Annotated in this window: 17 protein-coding genes and 9 tRNA genes; 14 read left to right on the forward strand and 12 right to left on the reverse strand. The window is 49.7% G+C overall.

Going from position 1 to position 19,724, the window contains the following annotated elements; translation table 11 throughout:
* Window positions 1-5: 5 nt before the first annotated feature.
* The 3 genes from BGL48_RS08280 to BGL48_RS08290 all read right to left on the reverse strand — a co-directional run bounded on the left by BGL48_RS08280 (window position 6) and on the right by BGL48_RS08290 (window position 2,671).
* The gene (locus tag BGL48_RS08280; protein ID WP_069362223.1) at window positions 6-914 is read right to left on the reverse strand and encodes a lysine exporter LysO family protein; all 909 of its coding nucleotides are present in this window, start codon (window positions 912-914) and stop codon (window positions 6-8) included.
* A gap of 110 nt (window positions 915-1,024) precedes the next feature.
* Window positions 1,025-1,948, reverse strand: coding sequence for an HDOD domain-containing protein (locus BGL48_RS08285; protein WP_069362224.1), 924 nt, complete (start codon window positions 1,946-1,948; stop codon window positions 1,025-1,027).
* A gap of 135 nt (window positions 1,949-2,083) precedes the next feature.
* A complete protein-coding gene (locus BGL48_RS08290; protein WP_069362225.1) occupies window positions 2,084-2,671 on the reverse strand; it encodes an LON peptidase substrate-binding domain-containing protein in 588 nt (195 codons plus the stop codon).
* A 301-nt stretch (window positions 2,672-2,972) separates the two neighbouring features.
* On the opposite strand from BGL48_RS08290, the gene BGL48_RS08295 reads away from it, so the two are divergent.
* The 6 genes from BGL48_RS08295 (at window position 2,973) to BGL48_RS16225 (ending at window position 4,543) form a co-directional block, all read left to right on the forward strand.
* Window positions 2,973-3,560, forward strand: a complete 588-nt coding sequence (locus BGL48_RS08295) for a TfoX/Sxy family DNA transformation protein (RefSeq protein WP_069362226.1) — start codon at window positions 2,973-2,975, stop codon at window positions 3,558-3,560.
* 238 nt (window positions 3,561-3,798) lie between these two features.
* Window positions 3,799-3,872: transfer RNA gene (locus BGL48_RS08300), tRNA-Cys, on the forward strand.
* A 25-nt stretch (window positions 3,873-3,897) separates the two neighbouring features.
* Window positions 3,898-3,974, forward strand: a tRNA-Met gene (locus tag BGL48_RS08305).
* Window positions 3,975-4,009: 35 nt separating this feature from the next.
* Window positions 4,010-4,085 (forward strand) — tRNA-Gly (locus BGL48_RS08310).
* 39 nt (window positions 4,086-4,124) lie between these two features.
* Window positions 4,125-4,211 (forward strand) — tRNA-Leu (locus tag BGL48_RS08315).
* Between the two features lie 179 nt (window positions 4,212-4,390).
* Window positions 4,391-4,543, forward strand: a complete 153-nt coding sequence (locus tag BGL48_RS16225; RefSeq protein ID WP_167483330.1) for a hypothetical protein — start codon at window positions 4,391-4,393, stop codon at window positions 4,541-4,543.
* Here BGL48_RS16225 and BGL48_RS08320 read toward each other — a convergent pair.
* The 7 genes from BGL48_RS08320 to BGL48_RS08350 form a co-directional block, all read right to left on the reverse strand.
* Window positions 4,526-5,170, reverse strand: a complete 645-nt coding sequence (locus BGL48_RS08320) for a Fic/DOC family protein (protein ID WP_069362227.1) — start codon at window positions 5,168-5,170, stop codon at window positions 4,526-4,528. The two genes, BGL48_RS16225 and BGL48_RS08320, sit on opposite strands and share 18 nt — an antisense overlap.
* 155 nt (window positions 5,171-5,325) lie before the next feature.
* Window positions 5,326-5,547, reverse strand: a complete 222-nt coding sequence (locus BGL48_RS08325) for a FeoC-like transcriptional regulator (RefSeq protein WP_069362228.1) — start codon at window positions 5,545-5,547, stop codon at window positions 5,326-5,328.
* Window positions 5,498-7,825, reverse strand: a complete 2,328-nt coding sequence (feoB, locus tag BGL48_RS08330; protein ID WP_069362229.1) for a Fe(2+) transporter permease subunit FeoB — start codon at window positions 7,823-7,825, stop codon at window positions 5,498-5,500. Before feoB ends, BGL48_RS08325 begins: the two co-directional genes overlap by 50 nt.
* A complete protein-coding gene (locus BGL48_RS08335) occupies window positions 7,825-8,052 on the reverse strand; it encodes a FeoA family protein (protein WP_069362230.1) in 228 nt (75 codons plus the stop codon). Before BGL48_RS08335 ends, feoB begins: the two co-directional genes overlap by 1 nt.
* A gap of 223 nt (window positions 8,053-8,275) precedes the next feature.
* Entirely contained in the window at window positions 8,276-10,648 is a 2,373-nt protein-coding gene (locus tag BGL48_RS08340) for a Lon protease family protein (RefSeq protein ID WP_069362231.1), read from the reverse strand.
* A gap of 173 nt (window positions 10,649-10,821) precedes the next feature.
* Window positions 10,822-11,832: a low-specificity L-threonine aldolase gene (gene ltaE / locus BGL48_RS08345; protein ID WP_069362232.1), complete on the reverse strand. Its 1,011-nt coding sequence runs from the start codon at window positions 11,830-11,832 to the stop codon at window positions 10,822-10,824.
* A 167-nt stretch (window positions 11,833-11,999) separates the two neighbouring features.
* Window positions 12,000-13,043, reverse strand: a complete 1,044-nt coding sequence (locus BGL48_RS08350) for an ABC transporter substrate-binding protein (RefSeq protein ID WP_069362233.1) — start codon at window positions 13,041-13,043, stop codon at window positions 12,000-12,002.
* 297 nt (window positions 13,044-13,340) lie between these two features.
* Between BGL48_RS08350 and BGL48_RS08355 the strand changes: the two genes are divergently transcribed.
* The 3 genes from BGL48_RS08355 (at window position 13,341) to BGL48_RS08365 (ending at window position 16,049) form a co-directional block, all read left to right on the forward strand.
* Window positions 13,341-14,636 (forward strand): NAD(P)/FAD-dependent oxidoreductase, encoded by a 1,296-nt coding sequence (locus BGL48_RS08355; RefSeq protein ID WP_069362234.1) that lies wholly within the window; start codon window positions 13,341-13,343, stop codon window positions 14,634-14,636.
* Between the two features lie 121 nt (window positions 14,637-14,757).
* Complete coding sequence (locus BGL48_RS08360; protein ID WP_069362235.1) at window positions 14,758-15,366, forward strand: 2OG-Fe(II) oxygenase; 609 nt, start codon at window positions 14,758-14,760, stop codon at window positions 15,364-15,366.
* Between the two features lie 116 nt (window positions 15,367-15,482).
* Entirely contained in the window at window positions 15,483-16,049 is a 567-nt protein-coding gene (locus BGL48_RS08365) for an alpha-ketoglutarate-dependent dioxygenase AlkB family protein (RefSeq protein ID WP_069362261.1), read from the forward strand.
* A 97-nt stretch (window positions 16,050-16,146) separates the two neighbouring features.
* Here the strand turns inward: BGL48_RS08365 and BGL48_RS08370 are convergent, their stop codons facing one another.
* Complete coding sequence (locus BGL48_RS08370) at window positions 16,147-17,643, reverse strand: M20/M25/M40 family metallo-hydrolase (protein ID WP_176719649.1); 1,497 nt, start codon at window positions 17,641-17,643, stop codon at window positions 16,147-16,149.
* Window positions 17,644-17,979: 336 nt separating this feature from the next.
* Here BGL48_RS08370 and BGL48_RS08375 point away from each other — a divergent pair.
* From BGL48_RS08375 to BGL48_RS08395, 5 genes are all read left to right on the forward strand, one after another.
* A tRNA-Cys gene (locus BGL48_RS08375) sits at window positions 17,980-18,053 on the forward strand.
* Window positions 18,054-18,081: 28 nt separating this feature from the next.
* A tRNA-Met gene (locus BGL48_RS08380) sits at window positions 18,082-18,158 on the forward strand.
* A gap of 151 nt (window positions 18,159-18,309) precedes the next feature.
* Window positions 18,310-18,385 (forward strand) — tRNA-Gly (locus BGL48_RS08385).
* 36 nt (window positions 18,386-18,421) lie between these two features.
* A tRNA-Met gene (locus tag BGL48_RS08390) sits at window positions 18,422-18,498 on the forward strand.
* Between the two features lie 151 nt (window positions 18,499-18,649).
* Window positions 18,650-18,725 (forward strand) — tRNA-Gly (locus BGL48_RS08395).
* Between the two features lie 23 nt (window positions 18,726-18,748).
* Here BGL48_RS08395 and BGL48_RS08400 read toward each other — a convergent pair.
* The gene (locus tag BGL48_RS08400) at window positions 18,749-19,720 is read right to left on the reverse strand and encodes a sensor domain-containing diguanylate cyclase (protein ID WP_069362237.1); all 972 of its coding nucleotides are present in this window, start codon (window positions 19,718-19,720) and stop codon (window positions 18,749-18,751) included.
* Window positions 19,721-19,724: the final 4 nt, after the last annotated feature.

Consider the following 19,724-nt stretch of genomic DNA (forward strand, 5'->3'; position numbering starts at 1 on the left):
TTTCTTTAGTTGGTACCGAGTGAGAGAAAGAACAACATCAAAACAGGGACTAATAAACTGAGAATAAACCCGCTGACAATGGCAATCGGTACACAGCGAATACCCCCAGTGCTTTGAATGATCGGCAAGGTGAAATCCATTGCAGTGGCACCGCCATATCCAATTGCGGTGAGCGGGTAGCGTCGGATTAATATTGGAATAATCATAATCGCCATTAGCTCTCGTGCGAGCTCGAGAATAAATGATGCTCCGCCGTAAACTGGTCCCAGTCCGTCGCCCATCAAGATCCCCGCCAATGAGTACCAGCCAAATCCAGAGGCCATCGCTAAACCGTGATGATAGGGAATATCTAACCACCATGCTGCCAGCAAGCCACCGGGCAAGGAGGTCGCGACAACGAGAGCGGCAATCATCAGTCCACTTTTATTGAGGATGATTTGCTTCAGCGTCATGCCACTGTTACGCAACTGAATGCCAATCAGTAAGAGCAACAGTAATAAAATCCCTTCGCTGGCCGTATCGACCCAAGACAGATCGTGATTGAGCAATAGCCCTACGACTAAGCCAACGGCCACCGCGGCAATCAGTTTACCGGACTCTGACATCATGGTACTGAGGGTTAGCTTATGTTGGTGTCCATGGGTCTCGGTTGGGAAGAGCTTATCGAGAACAGGCAGGGCAAGCAGATTGGTCGCGCCAATGCAAATAAAGAAAGTGACCGCGAAATACAAAATGGTGGAAATATGTTGCCCGAGGTTATCTAAGCCTGCGAGGCTTAAGCCCATCAACACTAAAATGACCATCACTAGCCGCATCGTCAGGGTATTGACAGCGTTGAGGTAGCGCACCTGCTTAATGGGGATTAAATAGCCGATAATAAGCGGCGAGAAGATGAGTAGCATCCCTGAAAACATCTGATTGTGCTCGGTGTTAAGAAAGTAGAGCTTGAGGTTATCAACCGGTTAATAGGTGGGTCAATAAAATCAGACAAGGGTGGTGAAAGGGAAGACCACCCTGGTTTGTGTCAGATACTGCTTGCGTCCATGACTTGGTGTAGCTGGCGCGAGAACTCTTTGTCGTCGAGGCTGGATAGCTCATATAACGCTTCTGCGCCAGGCGCAGTGATTTCCACCTCATGATCCTCTATCGCGTCATCTTGATTGCGAAACATTAACAAGTGATTTGCCATTCTCGCGATATCTAAATAGGTGATATCGGGGCGTGGCTTTGTGTAAAGCTTGTTGTTGATGGCGACTTCGATAAAGTCACGGTCAAACTGCCATTGTTTGAGCACAAGACGACTGCAGTCGCCCGCCAGTGAAAAGAAGACGCGCTCGGCAATGTCAAATTTTAGATAGTGGCCCTGATTCATAAAGCGTTGGAACTCGCCTATCACGCTGTATAAGCCAATATCCGCAAGCAAACCCACTATCAGTGCTTTTTCGGGTTCCACTGAAAGCGGCTCATCACAGTAGTTCCTGACTCTTTGCGTCACCAATGCCATCGCAGCGGCAAGCTCCCGGGATTTTTGCGCACTTTTTTTCAATAGCGCGTTGCAGGCCTTGGAAAATGAGGCATCACTCTTAAGTTGATAGACGGCGGCGGCTGTGATGATCCCTAAAACGCGATCAACGCCAAGTCGAGAGACGGCGGTTTGAACATCTTTGCACTGGCCTGTCGCGCGAGGCGCGAACAAAGCAGAATTCCCGGCGTTAAGCACGGCCCCACATAAACTCGGATCTTCCAGTAAGAGATTGGCAATATCCCGCATGGTGGTATCCGATCGCTTACTGGCCCGTTGTATTGATAGAACGGCATCCGGTAAAGGGGGCAGGGAGAGACGATTGACGCGGATGCTTTCGACGGCGCGCTTATAAAACTCGGTTTCTAGGGAACGTAAGTACTTATCACGATCCGGTGAGACCCAAAAAAATGAAAGATGATCCATAAGTCCTGATAGTATTTGTCAGCAGCCTGCATAGTAATGGGGCGCAGAATAAAAGAGAACCGCCTTTCTCTCAATCGGTGAGCCTGCTGGCGTCTTTGATGATAATTTATACAACTCCCTTCATCTGTCGCTGACTTAGTCGTCGTCAATAAGCGGATACCGCAATAATTTATCAATAAACTCGGCCACCAATAAGGCAGTCGGCTGGGACAGTAGAAGCTGTTTCTGCTTCACTTCGATAGGAAGTAACTCCAACCAGCGAAGACAGACCCAGCCAATGTCATCGTACTGCGTTAACTGGAAGTGTTCGTGGCGTGTCGGATTCGAGCGATAATATTGCTGCAGCTTTTCACTCAGATAGAGGTAGTGGTCGGGAACTGTGTGGCGTTGCCATTTTGGTAACGGCGTATAATGCGCCATATTGACGTCACCTTCACCCGCGTCGATCGCAGTCACCTTGACACTTTCAATCCCTTGTAACGTCAACGCAATTTCATGCGCACCATGACGGTTGAAGTCTGCAATCTCGCAAAGCGTGACGATAGGAGAAATCGCGTGCGGCCGCTGCTGACCCTCATCCTCATTTTTCATCGCGACCAAAAGACGCGGTGGTTCGCCTGCCTGCTGAAGCATTTGTAAGTAACATGACTCAGACAGCACATAGCTGTGCAATCCCCCAGGCAATAAATGACTTGCTTCTATTAACAGCGGGTGTCTCGACATGTCGGCTCCCTGACTATTCGCCTATCACTCTCAATTTAGCGCACTCGTGACGATGAGTTAAGCATAGATGTGTCGAGAACTTTATTTAACGAAGAAAAAATGTTTGTAATAAATGTGACAAAAACCACACTCAATGAAAGGACTATTTAAAGATAAGTGATCAGATGCATAGTATTTGATTGTCATTTGATGCAACCTCCTCCCGTTAAAATAATCATGCACATTGACTAAATTATCAGTCATGTTTATGGGCCGGCTGATGGCTGGATATGAACATCTATTCGCTGAAGGAGAGTTTTCGATGGCGAAGCAATTTGAAGCCCAATTAATGCGTTTTCTGGATAGTTATGGGGAGATGGAGCAACGCTCTATGTTTGGTGGTATTGGCTTTTTCTGTCGAGAGGCGATGTTTGCGCTGCTTACTGGAAAGCATGTTTATCTACGAGGGGGAGGCCAACTCACCGACAAGTTGATCGCTAAAGGGTGTGATAAATTTGTTCATGTGAAGAAAAGCACCTCAGCGGTGGTTAACTATTATGATGTAACCGCACTCTACTTAGGTCATGATCCTGATTTGCCTGCGATGATTGAGCAGTCGTTACAGCGTGCGATCAAAGATAAAGCGCAGAAAGTATCGGCATCCAGTCTTCGGTTGCGGGATTTACCCAACTTACGTTTAACCATTGAAAGGATGTTAAAAAAGTCGGGTGTAAAGGACGTATCAACGTTTTACAGCATGGCGCCGCAAGAAATGTTTCGTCGAGTGCAAATGACACACGGTAAAGATATCGATATCAATCTACTTTGGAAGCTCGTGGGGGCGCAGCAAGGTCGTCATTGGGAACTGATTGAAAAAGACGAACGCGAACGCCTGCTCGCGGATGTCTAGGTGAATCACTAATGTAGGTAGGTGCCAGCCCTGATTAATCGGGCTGGCATTATTGTCAATGTTGCGTTCGTCGCTACGTTGATCGGCCTTTTGTGGGCTCACTTAGCGCCGAGAGAATAGTGAAATGTTATGTTTGGATAAATAATCGTCGGTTAAACGCTAAAATGATAATTTTTTCGTGACAGGTGAAAAAACTTATGTAGAATTCAAACCACTTAGCCGAGAGGTGAAGCGCCAAGGCGCGTTGGCAGAGTGGCTATGCAGCGGATTGCAAATCCGTGGACCTCGGTTCGACTCCGGGACGCGCCTCCATGAACTCTGGCTAAAACAATACGGACGCGGGATGGAGCAGTTTGGTAGCTCGTCGGGCTCATAACCCGAAGGTCGGTGGTTCAAATCCGCCTCCCGCAACCAATTTTCCAAGCGTTAATTAACGTTTGAATAAATAAGCGACATTAGCTCAGCTGGTAGAGCGCGACCTTGCCAAGGTCGAGGTCACGAGTTCGAACCTCGTATGTCGCTCCAAATATAAAACAGTGGCGAAAGCGGCTGAAAAGATTGTGTGCCCTGGTGGTGGAATTGGTAGACACAAGGGATTTAAAATCCCTCGGCGTTCGCGCTGTGCCGGTTCAAGTCCGGCCCGGGGCACCATTAATGAACAAGACGGCGGCCTTTAGGGTCGCCGTTTTTGTATGTTTTGCTCCGTGCTCAGTCTGCACGTTGTGCTTCACAATTTTGCAGAAAATAGACCGCACTCCGCGTTGAATTGACGCCTTTTTTTGACTAAAATTTAATCAATGATGACAAGTGTGACTGTGAAAAGGCGATTAATGCAGAAAAAAGCAAAAAAAATCACGCCCGCTATGATAGAGCGTGCAGTGGCAAGCTCGACCGCAATCGAGACGCAAGCATCAACAGAAGAAGTGGAAGCAAGACTGAAAACCAATAAACATAAGTATCAAAACCTAACGCTCGCCGATTGAGATGGGGAGTGGATGACGCGGCAAAATGTCGTCAATGAGCCGTTCCATGTGCTGATAATCATGCCCAACCCCCGCTTGGATGGCGGCAACGTAAAAATCTTTGTTTTCCTCCCAAAGCCGATAGTCCAGCAGTCCTAACCCTGCCTGTTGGCATAGCACATCAATAAGTAATCGCGATATACGTCCATTTCCTTCTCGAAATGGGTGAATAAGTATCAACTCAACATGACTTTGTGCAAGGTAACGAATGAGTGTCGCGCGCGGCATCACAGATACCTCAGGGTATTGGCTGAGGAAGGCGCTTTCAAACTGCCGCAAACAGGGCCCAATCTGTTTGGGGGAAGTAAAACGAAATCCACCTTTACTTAGCTCAACATTTCTCACCTGACCTGCCCATGGGTAAACATTGCCCAGCCATTGTCGATGCCAGCTGGCGAGGGTGCCAAATCTTAATTGGCGCGGGAAATGGCCGCCGGTGAACACCCGCTCGTACAATTTCGAGAGCAAGTTAGCCTCGATATCGTCCATTTCGGTTGGTTCCGTCACCCCAATATGATTTTTAAGCACTTGCTCACCAGAGCCGGGCTGGTACTGTGCCTCGCTTGATTGGGTTTGATAACGACTCATGGCTTACACCCTCACATCGCTCTCTTTTTATCATAGAACAGCGTGCTCAAGGAGGTATAGTGAGGTGCATCAACGTTAGGGGAGGGCGAGAGAAGACGGTAGGTAATAAAAAGGCAGCTTAAAAGCTGCCTAGTAAAATGGCGATGGCTACGATGCTATATAATGCTGAAGCATTGTATTTCATTCTGGTGTGCCAAACGGTAGTGGATATCTTGCGGATCCTTACGCCCCGATTGTCGAATAACCACCCCGCGTTTGACCCAGGTTGCCATCATGGCGTCGATTCCATCAGGACTGATCCCGTATTGGTTGGCGAGATCGAGGCGACTAATGACACCCGCCTGAATGACACTGGCTTTGAGCTTTTGCAGGATCATAGTAGGTCTCCTTAAACCAATGGGGATGTTTGCCGACATAGCGCATGAGTGCTACCACGACAATCAGTAAGGCACAAAGGCCAGTGATGTAGAGTGTGGCTGGCGTGGTGGCGACACTCAACTGACTGAATTGGTAGCATAGCGTGGCACCGCTTACCGCTAGCAGCATTGACCAGCTCGCCACAAACAGGGCAAACCGGCGACCAAACTCACGTGTGTAGGCACCTAGAGCGGCAACACATGGGGTATAAAGCAGGATAACAATAAGATAAGCCATTACGCTGGCGGTGCTAGTGAATTGACGGTGCAAATTATCAAACGTTGTCATACTGACTTCTTGCGCTTGTGCGGCGGCTTCGGTGTTTTCAATCTCACCGACGTCAATAGCCAATGGGTCGGTATAATCAATGCCAAATAAGTTTTCCGGAATGCTCTGAACCGCTTCGACCAGCGCTTCTCCCAGTGTGGGCTCTTCTTCCGCTTCTTCGCTGGGCGCATAAAGGTTATTCAAGGTGCCGACCACCGCCTCTTTGGCAAACAGACCCGTCACCAACCCGACGGTAGCAGGCCAATTATCCTCTTCAATCCCGATAGGTGATAGGGCCGGCGTGATTACTTGTGCTGTTTTCGACAGGACGGAAGACTCGCTGTCTTCGTGTCCGAACGACCCATCGGTGCCCAGAGAGTTAAAGAAGGTCAGAATGGTTACCACGATAACAATGGTTTTACCGGCACCCAGAACAAATCGACGCAGCTTTTGCCAGGTATTGCTCATCACATGGCGCACACGCGGCAGTTCGTAGTCTGGAAGTGTCATCAACAGGCTTTCACTATGCCCTGGATAAAGGGTATGACGCAGTATCAGGCCGGTGATGATCGCAGCAATAATGCCAAGTAAGTAGAGGCCGAAAACAAGGTTTTGACCATTTTGTGGGAAAAACGCCGCGGCAAAGAGGGCGTATACCGGAAGGCGGGCGCCACAGGACATAAATGTCGCCATCGCGGCTGCGGTTTTGCGCTCGTGAACCTGTTCTAATGTGCGCGTTGCCATCACGGCAGGAACGGTACAGCCAAAGCCGAGGATTAAGGGCACAAAGGCTTTGCCCGGTAACCCCATTTTTTGCATTAAACCGTCTAATAAAAAGGCGGCACGTGCCATGTAACCTGTGCTTTCTAATACCGTTAAAAATAGGTATAAGCCTGCAATAACAGGAATAAAGGTGGCAACGGTTTGAATACCTCCCCCGAGGCCATCGGCGAGAATAGTGACAATCGCCGTCGGCAGTATGCCGTCAAGAAGCTGATGGGTACCATCGACAAGTATCGCGCCGGCGGCAATATCGAAAAAGTCGATAAAGGCTCCGCCAATGTTGATGGCAAACACAAACATCGCATAGAGGACAGCAAGCAAAATAGGCAGTGATAAAAAGGGGTTGAGAAGGACCTTATCTAACTTTTCGGTATTATTGCGACTGAGGTGGCGAAGCTCGCGGCGAGCCTGGTGAACCATGTCACGAATCGCACTGTAGCGCGTATCCGCAATGGCGATGTCAGTATCTAAGTCTGAAAGGGCTTGGTTTGCGATCGTAAACTGCTGCTGGTCAGCCTCGGTGCTACCATCAGGCAAGCGGCCCCGCTCCAAGCACTCAAGCAGGTGCGCGCGTTGATTCACTTGTGCAGCGGCTGCATGAAGAAAACGGGCGCCAAGCTGGCTTTGAATCCAGTTCTCTAATGCCGCACCGTAGTTCAGATACATTGCCTCACAAACGGGTAAATGGGTGGCCAGGTGGGCGAGTTGGTGGCGCAATGTGTCGACGGTCGCTGGCTGGCATGCGGTGACGGTTAACACGGGACAACCCAGCATCGTTTGTAATTTGGCGGTGTCGAGTTGTTGACCATTACGATCAAGCAAATCCATTTTGTTAATCACCACCACCATAGGAACACCGCGTTCACGCAGTTGAAGGGTGAGGTATAGACCGCGCTCTAGGCAATTGGCGTCTAAGACATTAATAATAAAATCGTTCTCGCCGCTATCGATGGCGTAAGTGGCTATTTGCTCATCAATACTGGCGTCAAAGCCTGCGTTTAGTGCATAAAGGCCGGGTAAATCGGTGAGTTCACACTCGGTGTGGTCGAGGCTCAGCGTACCGACTTTTTTATCGACAGTGACGCCCGCCCAATTTCCGACTTTTTGTTGTGAGCCGGTGAGCGCATTAAATAAGGTGGTTTTCCCGCAGTTTGGGTTGCCTGCAAGTACAATGCGGCGTGAACTCATCAGATTACCTCCACATCAATCAGTTTGGCGACTTCGCGACGTACGATCAGTTGTTCACTGTCGAGGCGGATCTGAAGTGGATCACCCAATGGCGCGCGCCTGACAAGCTCAACGCCTGTGCCTGGAATCACACCCATGACCGCGAGACGATGACGAACAGACGCGGGCACATGATGGACACTGGTAATACGCGCGGATTGGCCGCGACCAAGCGTGGACAGTTTCATAGTGCAAGATCCAAATAAGAATGGTTTTCATTGCATATTACGCTTAAAAACGGCTCTGTTTTTTGCGTAGGATCAAGTTAAGCGGCGAGCGGAGAGCGTGAGATGTGTCACAACAAAGTAAAGGGTTGATATGGCGAATGATATGTAAGTGCCGCGAAAAAGCCGGAATAAAAAAGCGGCCGATTGGCCGCATTCAGTATTGAGTTAGGCTGATGGGTGTCGATTATTTTTGGGGTTGATGTGCCGCTCGCTGTTGATTCAGTTTGTCGATCGCGATGGCTAACAGTCCAGACCCGTTATCACTGTCAGGGCCAAAGCCTGCGGCCTGTCCCGCTAATAAAGCCAGGGCGTCACTGACATGTGAGACGGCGTATACGTGAAACTCGCCTTTTTCTACCGCCAGTACCACATCTTTGCGGAGCATCAGGTTTTGGACATTGGCAGTAGGAATGATCACCCCCTGGGTGCTGCTTGGGCCTTTTAGGGTGCACACATCAAAAAAGCCTTCGATTTTTTCATTGACCCCACCAATAGGTTGCGCTTCACCGAACTGATTCATCGACCCCGTAATGGCAATGTCTTGTCGAAGTGGGACATCCGTGATCGCAGAAAAAATCGCGCAGAACTCCGCCATGGAAGCACTATCGCCATCCACACCGCCGTATGATTGCTCAAAGGTAAGATGGGTTTTGAGTGGGATGGTGTCCGTTTTTCCTAGTAAATTCGCCAAGTACGCCGATAAGATCATCACCCCTTTGGAGTGGATACGGCCGCCGAGTTTGACACTTCGCTCGATATCCAGCACTTCTCCTTCCCCAAACGCCGTGGTTGCGGTGATGCGGTTGGGTAAGCCAAAGCTGTAATCCGATGTGCTCAGCACCGACAGGCCATTGATTTGACCCAGCGCCGCGCCGTGCGTGTTGATCAGTGTGACGCCGTTTTCCACATTCTGCATCATGCTGTCACGCAAGCGGCTCACGCGCATATTGCGGCTGGCGAGCGCTTTTTCTACATGCAGGGCACCAATACTGTTTGCGTTAGCGTGATTCGCCCAATAATTAGACTCGCGCAACAGGTTAGCAATATCGGCGGAGTGCAATGATAAGCGGTTTTGATCCTCGGCTTGTCGCGCACTGTGCTCAATAATACGCGCAATGGCGCTGCGACTGCAGTGGAGCAAATGGCTGTCATGAATAATGCTTGAAATGAACTTGGCGTATTGCTGCTCGGTGCTCTCTGTGCGCGGCATGTCATCTTCAAAATCCGCGGTGACCCGAAACAGCTCAATAAACTCCGCATCGTAGCGCTGGAGTAGCTGATAGGTTTGGTAGTCGCCAAACAAAATGATTTTAACATCCAGAGGAATCGGCGCCGGATCGAGAGACACGGTCCCGCTTAAGGTCACTTCTCGCTCCAGAGCGCTCACACTCAACTGGCGGCTACTGAGAGCGCGTTTGATACCATCCCATACATAGGGCTTCTCGAGGACTTTAATGGCATCCATCAGCAATACGCCGCCATTGGCGCGGTGAAGGCTGCCTGAACGAATCAATGAAAAGTCGGTAAACACCGTGCCTTTAAACGTGGCATTCTCAACATAACCGAACAGATTGTGGTAGCTAGGGCTATCCTCAACCACGATCGGCGCTTGTGCGTCATTTTGACTGACTAACACATTGACTTGGTAGCGGCGAGGGAGTTTTTTATCCAGCGCCGCATACGCAAGTGCAGCTTGCTCCTCACTGTCTTCAAGGAAAATATCAAGGTGCTCGAGCATGTCAGCTTGCATGGCGTCTAAAAAGGCTAAAATGTCAGGCAAGTCAGCAAACTGTTTTTTAAGCGGTGCCATTTGGGTGGTGATGACGTCTTGGGCGATATCCTCATCCAGCGCTTTTTGCTTTTCCGCGTACTCAGACTCCCATTCGCCAAGTTGGCGAACAACACCTCGCAGTTCCGTCTCCAACTTATCGATGACTTTGCCAAAGGCCATCTGCTCGTCTTGCGAGAGAGCGTCAAAGGTCTCCTCGGTGTGAGGCTCCTCGCCGTTTAAGGCCACAAATTGGTAATCACCCTGGGGCGTGATGGTCAAACTCACACTGTTTTTCTCTGCCGTGTCACTCAAGCCTTGAAGCACACTTTGCTGGCGCTCTGTGAGTTGGTTTTTGAGTGTTTCTGCCCGCTGGTAATACATTTCGTTGTCAAACGCCATGGGCAGGGCGTTGGCCAGTTTGCCCATCAGTTGCTCAATGTGCTTTTTGAGTTCACTGCCTTTACCCGCAGGCAACTTCAATACTTCTGGTGCGCGCGCCTCTTGAAAATTAGCGACATAACACCAGTCATAAACCGGTGACTCACTTTGCCAGTGTTGGTTGAGGTAGCGCATCATCATGGTGCGTTTGCCCAGTCCATTTTGGCCAATGGCATAGATGTTGTAGCCCTTCTCTTTGATGGACATCGCGAACTCAACCGCATGACGAGCACGATCTTGGCCGACAATCTCGTCAAGCGGCGCAAGGTGTTTGGTTGAAGTGATGTCACTGTGCTTTAAGCTGGACTCACGGTATAAACGATCGCTTTTTAGCGGAGTGATAGCCATAGCGCTTCCCATATTGGCATTGTGTCGGTGATTATTTCAGTGTAGCGGCTGTAAGTGATTGTTTTAGTGACCTTGGTGGAGAAAGCTGTGATGGGGTCACAGTTTTGAGTTTTCTGATGGTTTTGTGTACAAAGCGGGCCATTAGGCCCGGTGCGATCGTACATTGGAACGGTTTAGTGAGAGGCCTTAATCGCGGCGATCAGAGTATCGATATCTGCGCGGCAGATGTCTTTGTGTGTTACCAAACGGGCTGGTTTGCCAGACAGAGAAACGCGGATCTCTTTTTCCATCAGCCGCATTTGCAAGCGTGTATGATTGATTGTTTCGGCCACATCGACATAAACGATGTTGGTTTGCACAGGATAGCCGCTAGTGGAAAAGCCGTTCAGTTTTTCCAGCTCACTGGCGAGGTAATGCGCATTCGCGTGATCCTCCGCCAAGCGTTCTACGTTTTCGGTCAGTGCTTTATAGCCAGCAACCGCCAATATGCCCGCTTGACGCATGCCGCCACCGAGCATTTTGCGAATACGCCGGGCTTTACTGATCAGGGCTTTCGAGCCGAGTAGCAGTGAGCCGACAGGTGCGCCTAATCCTTTGGATAGACAAATTGTCATCGAGTCAAAGTGACAACTGATCGCCTTAATGTCCACTTCTAGTGCGACAGCCGCGTTGTAAACCCTTGCGCCGTCAAGGTGTAGCTGTAGTTGATGTTGGTCGCAAAATGTTCGAGCCTTGGCTAAATAGGACAGAGGTAAGACTTTACCACCTATGGTGTTTTCCAAGCTCAGCAGCTTAGTGCGGGCAAAATGAAAGTCATCGGGCTTGATAGCCGCCGCGATTTTATCGAAAGACAAGGTCCCATCTGGCTCATTTTCAATGGGCTGGGGTTGAATCGAGCCCAATACGGCCGCACCGCCTGCTTCGTATTTGTAATTGTGCGCTTGCTGACCACACACATACTCATCACCGCGCTCGCAATGCGCCATCAGGGCCAATAAATTAGCTTGGGTTCCCGAGGTGGTAAAAAGTGCAGCTTCAAAACCGTGTCGTTCAGCCGCCCATGTTTCCAGCGCGTTAATGCTTGGGTCGTCGCCATACACATCATCGCCGACAGGGGCGTTAGCCATGGCGTCTCGCATGGATGCATCGGGTTGGGTCACGGTGTCAGAGCGAAAGTCAATCATGGAATAACGTCCTTGTCGTCAGTGATTTAAGTGGATTAATGCGTGTTTACGTTGAGCATAGCAAAAACCCATTGACTAAAAATAGTGACAAGCGTGAGATATTGACTTAGATAATAAAAAAGGCCTCGTATGAGGCCTTGGGGAAAATTGTTATCACAGACGCGCGATTAGCTTTTCAACATCTGCCAGTATTTTTGATAGATTTTCACCGCTTCACCGACATCATTGGTGAACTCACCTTTGTTCACCGCTTCATCGGATGGGAAGATGGTGCTGTTCTCTTTTAGCTCGGCCTCTAAGTACTCAGCCGCGTTGGTGTTCGGAGCTGGATAGCCAAATTCTTCCACCAGTTTCGCCTGATTTTCAGGGCGATACATAAAATCGATAAACTGGTGTGCCAAGGTCTTGTGTTCGGCGTTTTTGGGGATGATAAAGTTATCCATCCATAAAATCGCCCCTTCCTGTGGGTAGACGAACTCAATGCCTTCGATTTCTTGTTGCGCCATGTAAGCATTACCGTTCCATTGTTGGCCAATGCTCACTTCACCGGTTACAAATGGCACATGCGGTGCATCAGAGTTATACACCACCACGTTGTCGCGCAACTCACGGAGGTATTCATAGGCTTGCTTAATTTCAGCCTCTTCGGTGCTGTTAATGCTATGACCTTGTGCTTTCAACGCCATGCCAAACACATCACGCACATCATTCAAGAGCATGACTTGGCCGTTGAAGTCGTCGCGCCATAAGTCTGCCCACTTGGCCACTTTACTGCCATCGACATAATCACTGTTGTAGCTAATGCCAGTCACACCAAACACATACGGCAGCGAATAGTCATTATTTTTGTCAAAAGGTTGACCCAGTAAGCCTGGGCGCAGGTTGTCAAAATGACTGATTTGGCTCTTATCAATGTTGGCGAGCATTTCTTCATTGACCATTCGCTCAATGAAATAGGTTGAGGCAAATGCCAGATCGTAGCCTTCGCTATTCAGGAGTTTGAGCTTGGCATACATGGCTTCATTGCTCTCAAACGTCGAGTAATTGACGTCGACTTGATACTCCTCTTCGAACGCTTCAATCACGTCCATTGGCATGTATTCTGCCCAGTTATAGAGGTTGAGTACCTTATCGTCTGCATGAACGGCGCTTGCAAAGAGGGCTGAAAGCGCAAGTGTTGTGGCGGTGATTCCGTGAGACATTTTTTTCATTGTCATGATCCTTCAATGGCTGACTGGCCGAGTACACGTCGAGCGCATCATATTGTACTTGACCTTAGTGTCAACGAGTTTTTTTACCAACCTTGATAGGGGGCAATACCTTGCTAACGTTAGCATATCGGTTGCCATCTCCCCCAAATGGCCGGGTAAAGTGACGAGAATAATAGCTTGCCAGAGAGGGAGGACAGTGCCAGTATTTGCCGCCTCTGAGCGTGTGATGGCGCGAAACCAGACTGCTGGTTTTTTAATACTTTTTCTTTTTTGATAACAAGAGTAACCATTGAGAGCATGGTCAAGACGGTTCGACCTGATAATGACTTCAACGCGGCGACAAATTACTATGTTGCAACCCAAAACCAAACGCTGTCATTTCCTACACTGGCAGGCACACAAGAGGCAGATGTGTGTATTATTGGGGCGGGTTTAACGGGCCTGAACGCCGCCATTGAATTGCGACAGCGTGGCTATAGTGTCACCGTTCTAGACGCACAAACAGTGGCATGGGGAGGGTCTGGCCGCAATGGTGGCCAGTGTCTCGTGGGGTATTGCCTTGGGCTGAGAGAAGTTGATGAAACCTATGGGCAAGCGTGGGGCAAACAGTTGTGGGACTTGTCGGTTGAAGCCGTTGATATCGTTCGCGAACGGATCCAGCATCACCAGATTGACTGTGACTTTCAACCGGGCTATATCGAGCTTGCTTTAAATTCCGCGCAGCAAAAGGAGCTGCAAAGCTGGCATGCATTAAAGCAAGGGCGTTACCAATACCCAGACGCCCAGTGGTGGGACAAAGCGCAAGTGGCGGAGGTTGCTAACACCGAGCGATACCTCGGAGGGTTATATGACCCCAACAGTGCGCATATTCATACCTTGAACTACACGCTGGGGCTTGCCCGTGCGGCTGAGCAAATGGGGGTGAAAATCTATGAGCACACTCCTGCTACACGTTTGGTCAAAGGGCAACCTCATGCGGTGATCACACCTCAAGGTCGAGTGAATACGCCCCGCGTTTTGCTTGCCTGTAACGCGTATCTAGAGGGTTTACACCGCCAAGCACAAGCCAAGGTTCTGCCCGTTGCCTCGTTTATTGCTGTGACCGAACCGCTTGGTGAGCGTATGCCAATTACCAATCGCATGGCGATGTCGGATCTCAACAACTGTTTAGACTATTTCCGTCCCACGGCAGAGGGACGCTTATTGTTTGGTGGCGTCAATCATCCGTTTAATCGCGAGTATAAGGATTCGGCGCAGCGGCTCCACCATCGGATGACTAAGGTTTTCCCTCAACTGGGCCAGGTAAAGATGGACTATCACTGGGGCGGAATGTTTGCTGTGACGCGTAGTTATATGCCGCACATTGCGCATTTAGGTCATGATATTTATACCGCACATGGATATACGGGGCATGGCGTTGGATTAACCAATATTGCGGGACGAGTGGTTGCCGAGGCCATCGATGGCCAAGCCAGTCGCTTTGATGTGTTTGCTCGCCTCAAACATGGCTGGATACCCACGCCAAAAATGCTACGTAGCCCAGCGCTGGCGCTCGCGATTTGGAAAGCAAAACTCGAGGATTTGCTCGGTTGATATGTTGAGAGAGAGTGACGCTATCGATGAGTTATGCTTATGGTCACGATAAACAACGCATGTTGTCCTGCCGGTTAAAGGCAGTAAGGTAACGTCTCCATTTCTAGGCGGAGACAAGTGGTTGAGCAACCTGGCTATCATCGATGATATTGCGACACATGGACTCAGTGTGTGTGACGGATTTTTGTCAGCGCAAGAGGTGCATGACTTACACACATGCCTGCCCGCCCAATGGGCGCAAGCCACGATTGGGCGCGAACAAAAACAGCACACTAATACGCAAATTCGTCGGGATAAAATTCACTGGCTAGAACGAGGGAGCCAGCCTGCCGTGGATGCATTACTAGCTAAAATGGCCGATCTTCAGCAGGCATTCAATCGTCACCTTTTTTTGGGGCTATTTGAATATGAAGCGCATTTTGCCAAGTACAACCCTGGTGACTTTTATGCCAAACATTATGATGCCTTCGAAGGGCGCTCAAACCGTAAAGTGACCACCGTGTTGTATCTTAATGAAGATTGGTCTGAACAAGACGGGGGCGAAATCGTCATTTACAACCCCGACGGTAGCCATCGACAAACGTTATGGCCGAAAGCGGGACGATTGGTGACGTTTTTATCCGAAGCTTTCCCTCATGAGGTGCTTCCCGCCAAAAGACAGCGTTTTAGTATTGCCGGCTGGTATCGATTGAATGGTATGAGCGGGCAGCGCGTTGATCCAATCCGCTAACGACAGCCATACTCACTGTCTAACAGTATTGAACGAGGCAGTGTTTTATGGCTCGCTCTCCCGAGCAACAAAGTTTCTTTTCTGATGCGGCATTTGATAGCCACCCGAACACTGATATGCCTGATGCTCAGGTGGATTGGTGGCCTGAGTGGCTATCAGCGGGGTGTGCAGACACATTGTTCTCAACCTTACTCGCGCAAACCCCCTGGCAACAATTGCCGATTTCGTTGTTTGGCCGCACCGTGATGCAGCCACGTCTATTGGCATGGTATGGTGATCATCCTTACACCTACAGCGGACTCACGCTTCAGCCGCTGCCTTGGACACATCCCTTGCGCCAACTCAAAGGTTGGGTAGAGGCGCAGTGTCAGACTTCCTTTAACACTGTTCTGTTAAATCGCTATCGCAGCGGTAGCGATTACATGGGGTGGCACCGAGATGATGAGCCTGAGCTGGGGGAGCAACCTACGATTGCCTCTGTCAGCTTGGGGGCGAGCCGTCGTTTTCTTTTTCGCCATCCTAAGCGGCAAGAAAAGCGTGAGGTTTTATTGAATCATGGATCCTTGCTGGTGATGAGAGGCACAACCCAAACACATTGGCAGCACAGTTTGCCGAAAACGCAAAAGCCAACGAGTGAGCGAATCAACTTAACATTTCGCTTCCTTACCCCCTCTGACAAATAGGGCGCCACGCGGGCGCCTTTCATTCACGGTTACTCACAAAGCCTGTAAGAAGGCGAGCCGATGAGTCGCTCGCCGTTACCTATTTGAGCGATTGCGGTTATTCAACAATCAAGCTGACGCCTTGGTAATCCCGATAGCCCCGAAGCAAGACTGAAAACTCGCCGGGCGATGCGCCATCAAACCGGCAGATTTCGTTATTTCCACCTTGATAGGGGCGGCAATCCCAATTATCAGTGCTAACTTGACCACCTTGTTTAACATAAAGGTCCACATCGCCAGTACCGCCGTATGTGCGGATGACGACATCACTGGTGGTCTCTAACGGGTAGCGATAGGTGCGCTCGCTGCCACGGGCACCTGAAATATTGTCGACAGGCTGACCGAGCTTCAAACCATTACCAGGATTGGGCTGGGAGGCAGCGTTAGCTAACTCTACCGTATAGGCCAAACCGAGTTTGGTGAACTTAGCCGCATGACGCCCTTCACTATCACTGTTGGCGAGTGTGTCGCGAGGGGTATGAATATTGGGATTGTAGTTATTGAATTTTGCTTCGAACGGGATGGCTGCAGGATAACCTGCTTGATGCCAAGACGCGTGGTCGGAGCACGCATATCCACATGTATCAAAGCCATAGCTGAGTGTAGGCAAATAGGTATCGAGTAACTGAGTGAGATACTGGGTGAGGCCGTTATCGGTATAATCGGTAATAAAGACAATGTCTTCTGCTGAGCCTTGATAGTTGGTCATATCAAGCTGCAACACGCCACGTACATCTTTGCCTTGTTGTTTAAACTGGTTGGCGATAGCTTGCGAGCCACGAAGTCCAACTTCTTCGGCGGCATAAGCGACAAAGGCGATACTGCGTTTTGGTTGAAAGTCATTCTGCGATAAAACACGAATGATCTCTGTCACTGCTGCAATCCCGGAGGCATCGTCATCGGCGCCAGGTGCGATACTTTGCTCGTCTGTGCGTGCACCAATGGTGGAATCGAGATGCCCACCAATCACAACCCATTCGTCAGGGCTTTCTGTGCCTTCGATAGTCATCATAACCGACGTTTGGTTATAACCACTGTGCGACACTTGAGAGATTGCCACACCGTTTAACCCCTGAGCGAGCGATTGCCAGCGTGCCTTTATCCAATCGGATGCTTGTGCGCCCGATGTCGTGGTGTAGAAGCGGTTGGGAAAGTCGGTCAGGCGATCGATGGTATTCACGATTAAACTTGATTGAATTTGGTCCAGCCAAGGCATTACGAGTGCCTGCTGACTGATGGTCGGTGGCGTAAAGCTTGCGCGGGACACCGGCATATTGCTGGCTGCCATGGCACTTTGTGCTGAGGTGTGCACGATATAGCCACCACAGCGGTGATGATTTTCATGCATCTCATGAGACAGCGCGGCCAGTTGAGATTCACTGACTTCACCTACCCATGCTTTGCCATTACTTGCAACAGCGTGTGACAACATCGGTCTGGCACCAGCATGACGCGCCGTTTGTTGTGCATCAGCGCCAATGGAAATCCAGACTTTATCGTCGTCTTGACCCGCGTGGGCAAAGCTGGTGGCCAGCGCGAAAGCGAGCATTGTCATTTTGTATTTCATGTTTCCTCCTTGATTTACATAGCGTCGCATTACTCCTTGCAACCCATTCACTGTAGAGGAAAAAGACACGTTGTTTAAAAATTAAGACAGGCATGTTGTGGACATGAAACTTGTCACAAAAATGTTAATAAGAGATAAGGCGAAGATAAAACAGGAAGTGAATAATAAAAAGGCAAACCATGCTGAAAAGATCCGCAAACTGGATGGGTTTTGATGTTTTCGTTTGCAAAACAGGCAGGTGACACTTTTTTTAAATAATAAGTGTTGACTCGATCACGTTAATCCGTAGAATGCCTCCCCGTACTCAAGAGGCAGCAGCGTTAAGGCGCGTTGGCAGAGTGGCTATGCAGCGGATTGCAAATCCGTGGACCTCGGTTCGACTCCGGGACGCGCCTCCATGTTTCTCTTAGTGCAGTATAATTCGGACGCGGGATGGAGCAGTTTGGTAGCTCGTCGGGCTCATAACCCGAAGGTCGGCGGTTCAAATCCGTCTCCCGCAACCAATTTTAGGTTGCTGAAGAAGCACTTAACGATTGATAATAAGTCAATACGACCTTCGGTCGGCGCCGTTGCACGGCGCGAATTGCATTCCGCGTTAAATCAGCTCCTCACAACCAATTTTACACAGCGTCATGCAACGCTTAATTGCATAAGGCGACATTAGCTCAGCTGGTAGAGCGCGACCTTGCCAAGGTCGAGGTCACGAGTTCGAACCTCGTATGTCGCTCCAAGTTTTGCCCACATCAAGCAGTATTGATGTTACGGACGCGGGATGGAGCAGTTTGGTAGCTCGTCGGGCTCATAACCCGAAGGTCGTTGGTTCAAATCCAGCTCCCGCAACCAATTTTAGGTTGCTGAAGAAGCACTTAACAATTGATGATAAGTCAATACGACCTTCGGTCGGCGCCGTTGCACGGCGCGAATTGCATTCCGCGTTAAATCAGCTCCTCACAACCAATTTTACACAGCGTCATGCAACGCTTAATTGCATAAGGCGACATTAGCTCAGCTGGTAGAGCGCGACCTTGCCAAGGTCGAGGTCACGAGTTCGAACCTCGTATGTCGCTCCAATCTTCATAACTCTCCATCGACTTCACCCTATATGACGTGTTTCTTCAGGCACAGCGTAGCGCCTTGTATCACTTGTAGCGTCTAGAAGCATTGTTTCTAGCGTGACGGTTTCGTCAATCTGCGAAAAGTGCGCAAGGCCGACTGAGTAGTTGAACGGATAGCGTTCTAAGGATAATCGGCGACAAAGCCGGAGATAGAAGCGATCCAATTGTGCTTCGACCGCATCGACATCCTGTTGAATCAATAATATCGCAAATTCACAGCCTTCTAGGCGACCAACCCAGCCCAAATCACCGAACACATCTGTTAGACAGCCAGCAAACTCTTTCAGGACTTTGTCGCCCGCATGCTTGCCATAGCGCTGGTTGACGTCTTGTAACTGGCGAACGTCAAAGTGTAATAACGTATGTTGATCTTCAATGACAACGTCGTCTGTTAGATAACTGTTTACTTCTCTGTAAAAGCCACGTCGATTAAAGACGTCTGTTAGCGGATCAATGACATTTTGTTGCGTCATGACCAACTCATGCTCGACGATACGCGCGAGGTCTGACAGCGCGCGCTGACAGGCATCCGTAAGCTCGCGAGGGTGATGATCGATCACACAGAGCGTTCCAAGCAGGTGTTCGCTATCCAGGCTAAAGGGAAAACCTGCATAAAAACGGATATAAGGAGGGCCGGTTACCAACGGGTTGTCAGCAAAGCGACTGTCGTTGAGCGTATCCTCAACAATTAATGGCTCTAATTGCTGAATAGCATGACCACAAATCGATTCGCTGCGGCTTGTTTGGTTGACGGCTAAACCACGCTTGGCTTTAAACCATTGTCTCTGTTCATCAACGAGGCTAATTGCGACAACGGGGCAGTCAGAAACGTATGCCGCTACCCTTACAATCCGCTCAAATCTGTCTTCGTGTCCAGTATCTAATATGCCTAGATCGTGCAATGCGTGAAGTCTTTGCTGCTCATTGTGAGTGGGGCGCGCCGTTTCCATGCCT

It is taken from the genome of Salinivibrio sp. SS3 (assembly GCF_001722105.1).
In the GTDB taxonomy this organism is placed as follows: Bacteria; Pseudomonadota; Gammaproteobacteria; order Enterobacterales; family Vibrionaceae; genus Salinivibrio; species Salinivibrio kushneri.

Coding starts and splice junctions, on each gene's coding strand:
- BGL48_RS08280 (WP_069362223.1), bottom strand. CDS start 914: ATGTTTTCAGGGATGCTACTCATCTTCTCGCCGCTTATTATCGGCTAT.
- BGL48_RS08285 (WP_069362224.1), bottom strand. CDS start 1,948: ATGGATCATCTTTCATTTTTTTGGGTCTCACCGGATCGTGATAAGTAC.
- BGL48_RS08290 (WP_069362225.1), bottom strand. CDS start 2,671: ATGTCGAGACACCCGCTGTTAATAGAAGCAAGTCATTTATTGCCTGGG.
- BGL48_RS08295 (WP_069362226.1), top strand. CDS start 2,973: ATGGCGAAGCAATTTGAAGCCCAATTAATGCGTTTTCTGGATAGTTAT.
- BGL48_RS16225 (WP_167483330.1), top strand. CDS start 4,391: ATGCAGAAAAAAGCAAAAAAAATCACGCCCGCTATGATAGAGCGTGCA.
- BGL48_RS08320 (WP_069362227.1), bottom strand. CDS start 5,170: ATGAGTCGTTATCAAACCCAATCAAGCGAGGCACAGTACCAGCCCGGC.
- BGL48_RS08325 (WP_069362228.1), bottom strand. CDS start 5,547: ATGATCCTGCAAAAGCTCAAAGCCAGTGTCATTCAGGCGGGTGTCATT.
- feoB (WP_069362229.1), bottom strand. CDS start 7,825: ATGAGTTCACGCCGCATTGTACTTGCAGGCAACCCAAACTGCGGGAAA.
- BGL48_RS08335 (WP_069362230.1), bottom strand. CDS start 8,052: ATGAAACTGTCCACGCTTGGTCGCGGCCAATCCGCGCGTATTACCAGT.
- BGL48_RS08340 (WP_069362231.1), bottom strand. CDS start 10,648: ATGGCTATCACTCCGCTAAAAAGCGATCGTTTATACCGTGAGTCCAGC.
- ltaE (WP_069362232.1), bottom strand. CDS start 11,832: ATGATTGACTTTCGCTCTGACACCGTGACCCAACCCGATGCATCCATG.
- BGL48_RS08350 (WP_069362233.1), bottom strand. CDS start 13,043: ATGAAAAAAATGTCTCACGGAATCACCGCCACAACACTTGCGCTTTCA.
- BGL48_RS08355 (WP_069362234.1), top strand. CDS start 13,341: ATGGTCAAGACGGTTCGACCTGATAATGACTTCAACGCGGCGACAAAT.
- BGL48_RS08365 (WP_069362261.1), top strand. CDS start 15,483: ATGCCTGATGCTCAGGTGGATTGGTGGCCTGAGTGGCTATCAGCGGGG.
- BGL48_RS08370 (WP_176719649.1), bottom strand. CDS start 17,643: ATGACAATGCTCGCTTTCGCGCTGGCCACCAGCTTTGCCCACGCGGGT.
- BGL48_RS08400 (WP_069362237.1), bottom strand. CDS start 19,720: ATGGAAACGGCGCGCCCCACTCACAATGAGCAGCAAAGACTTCACGCA.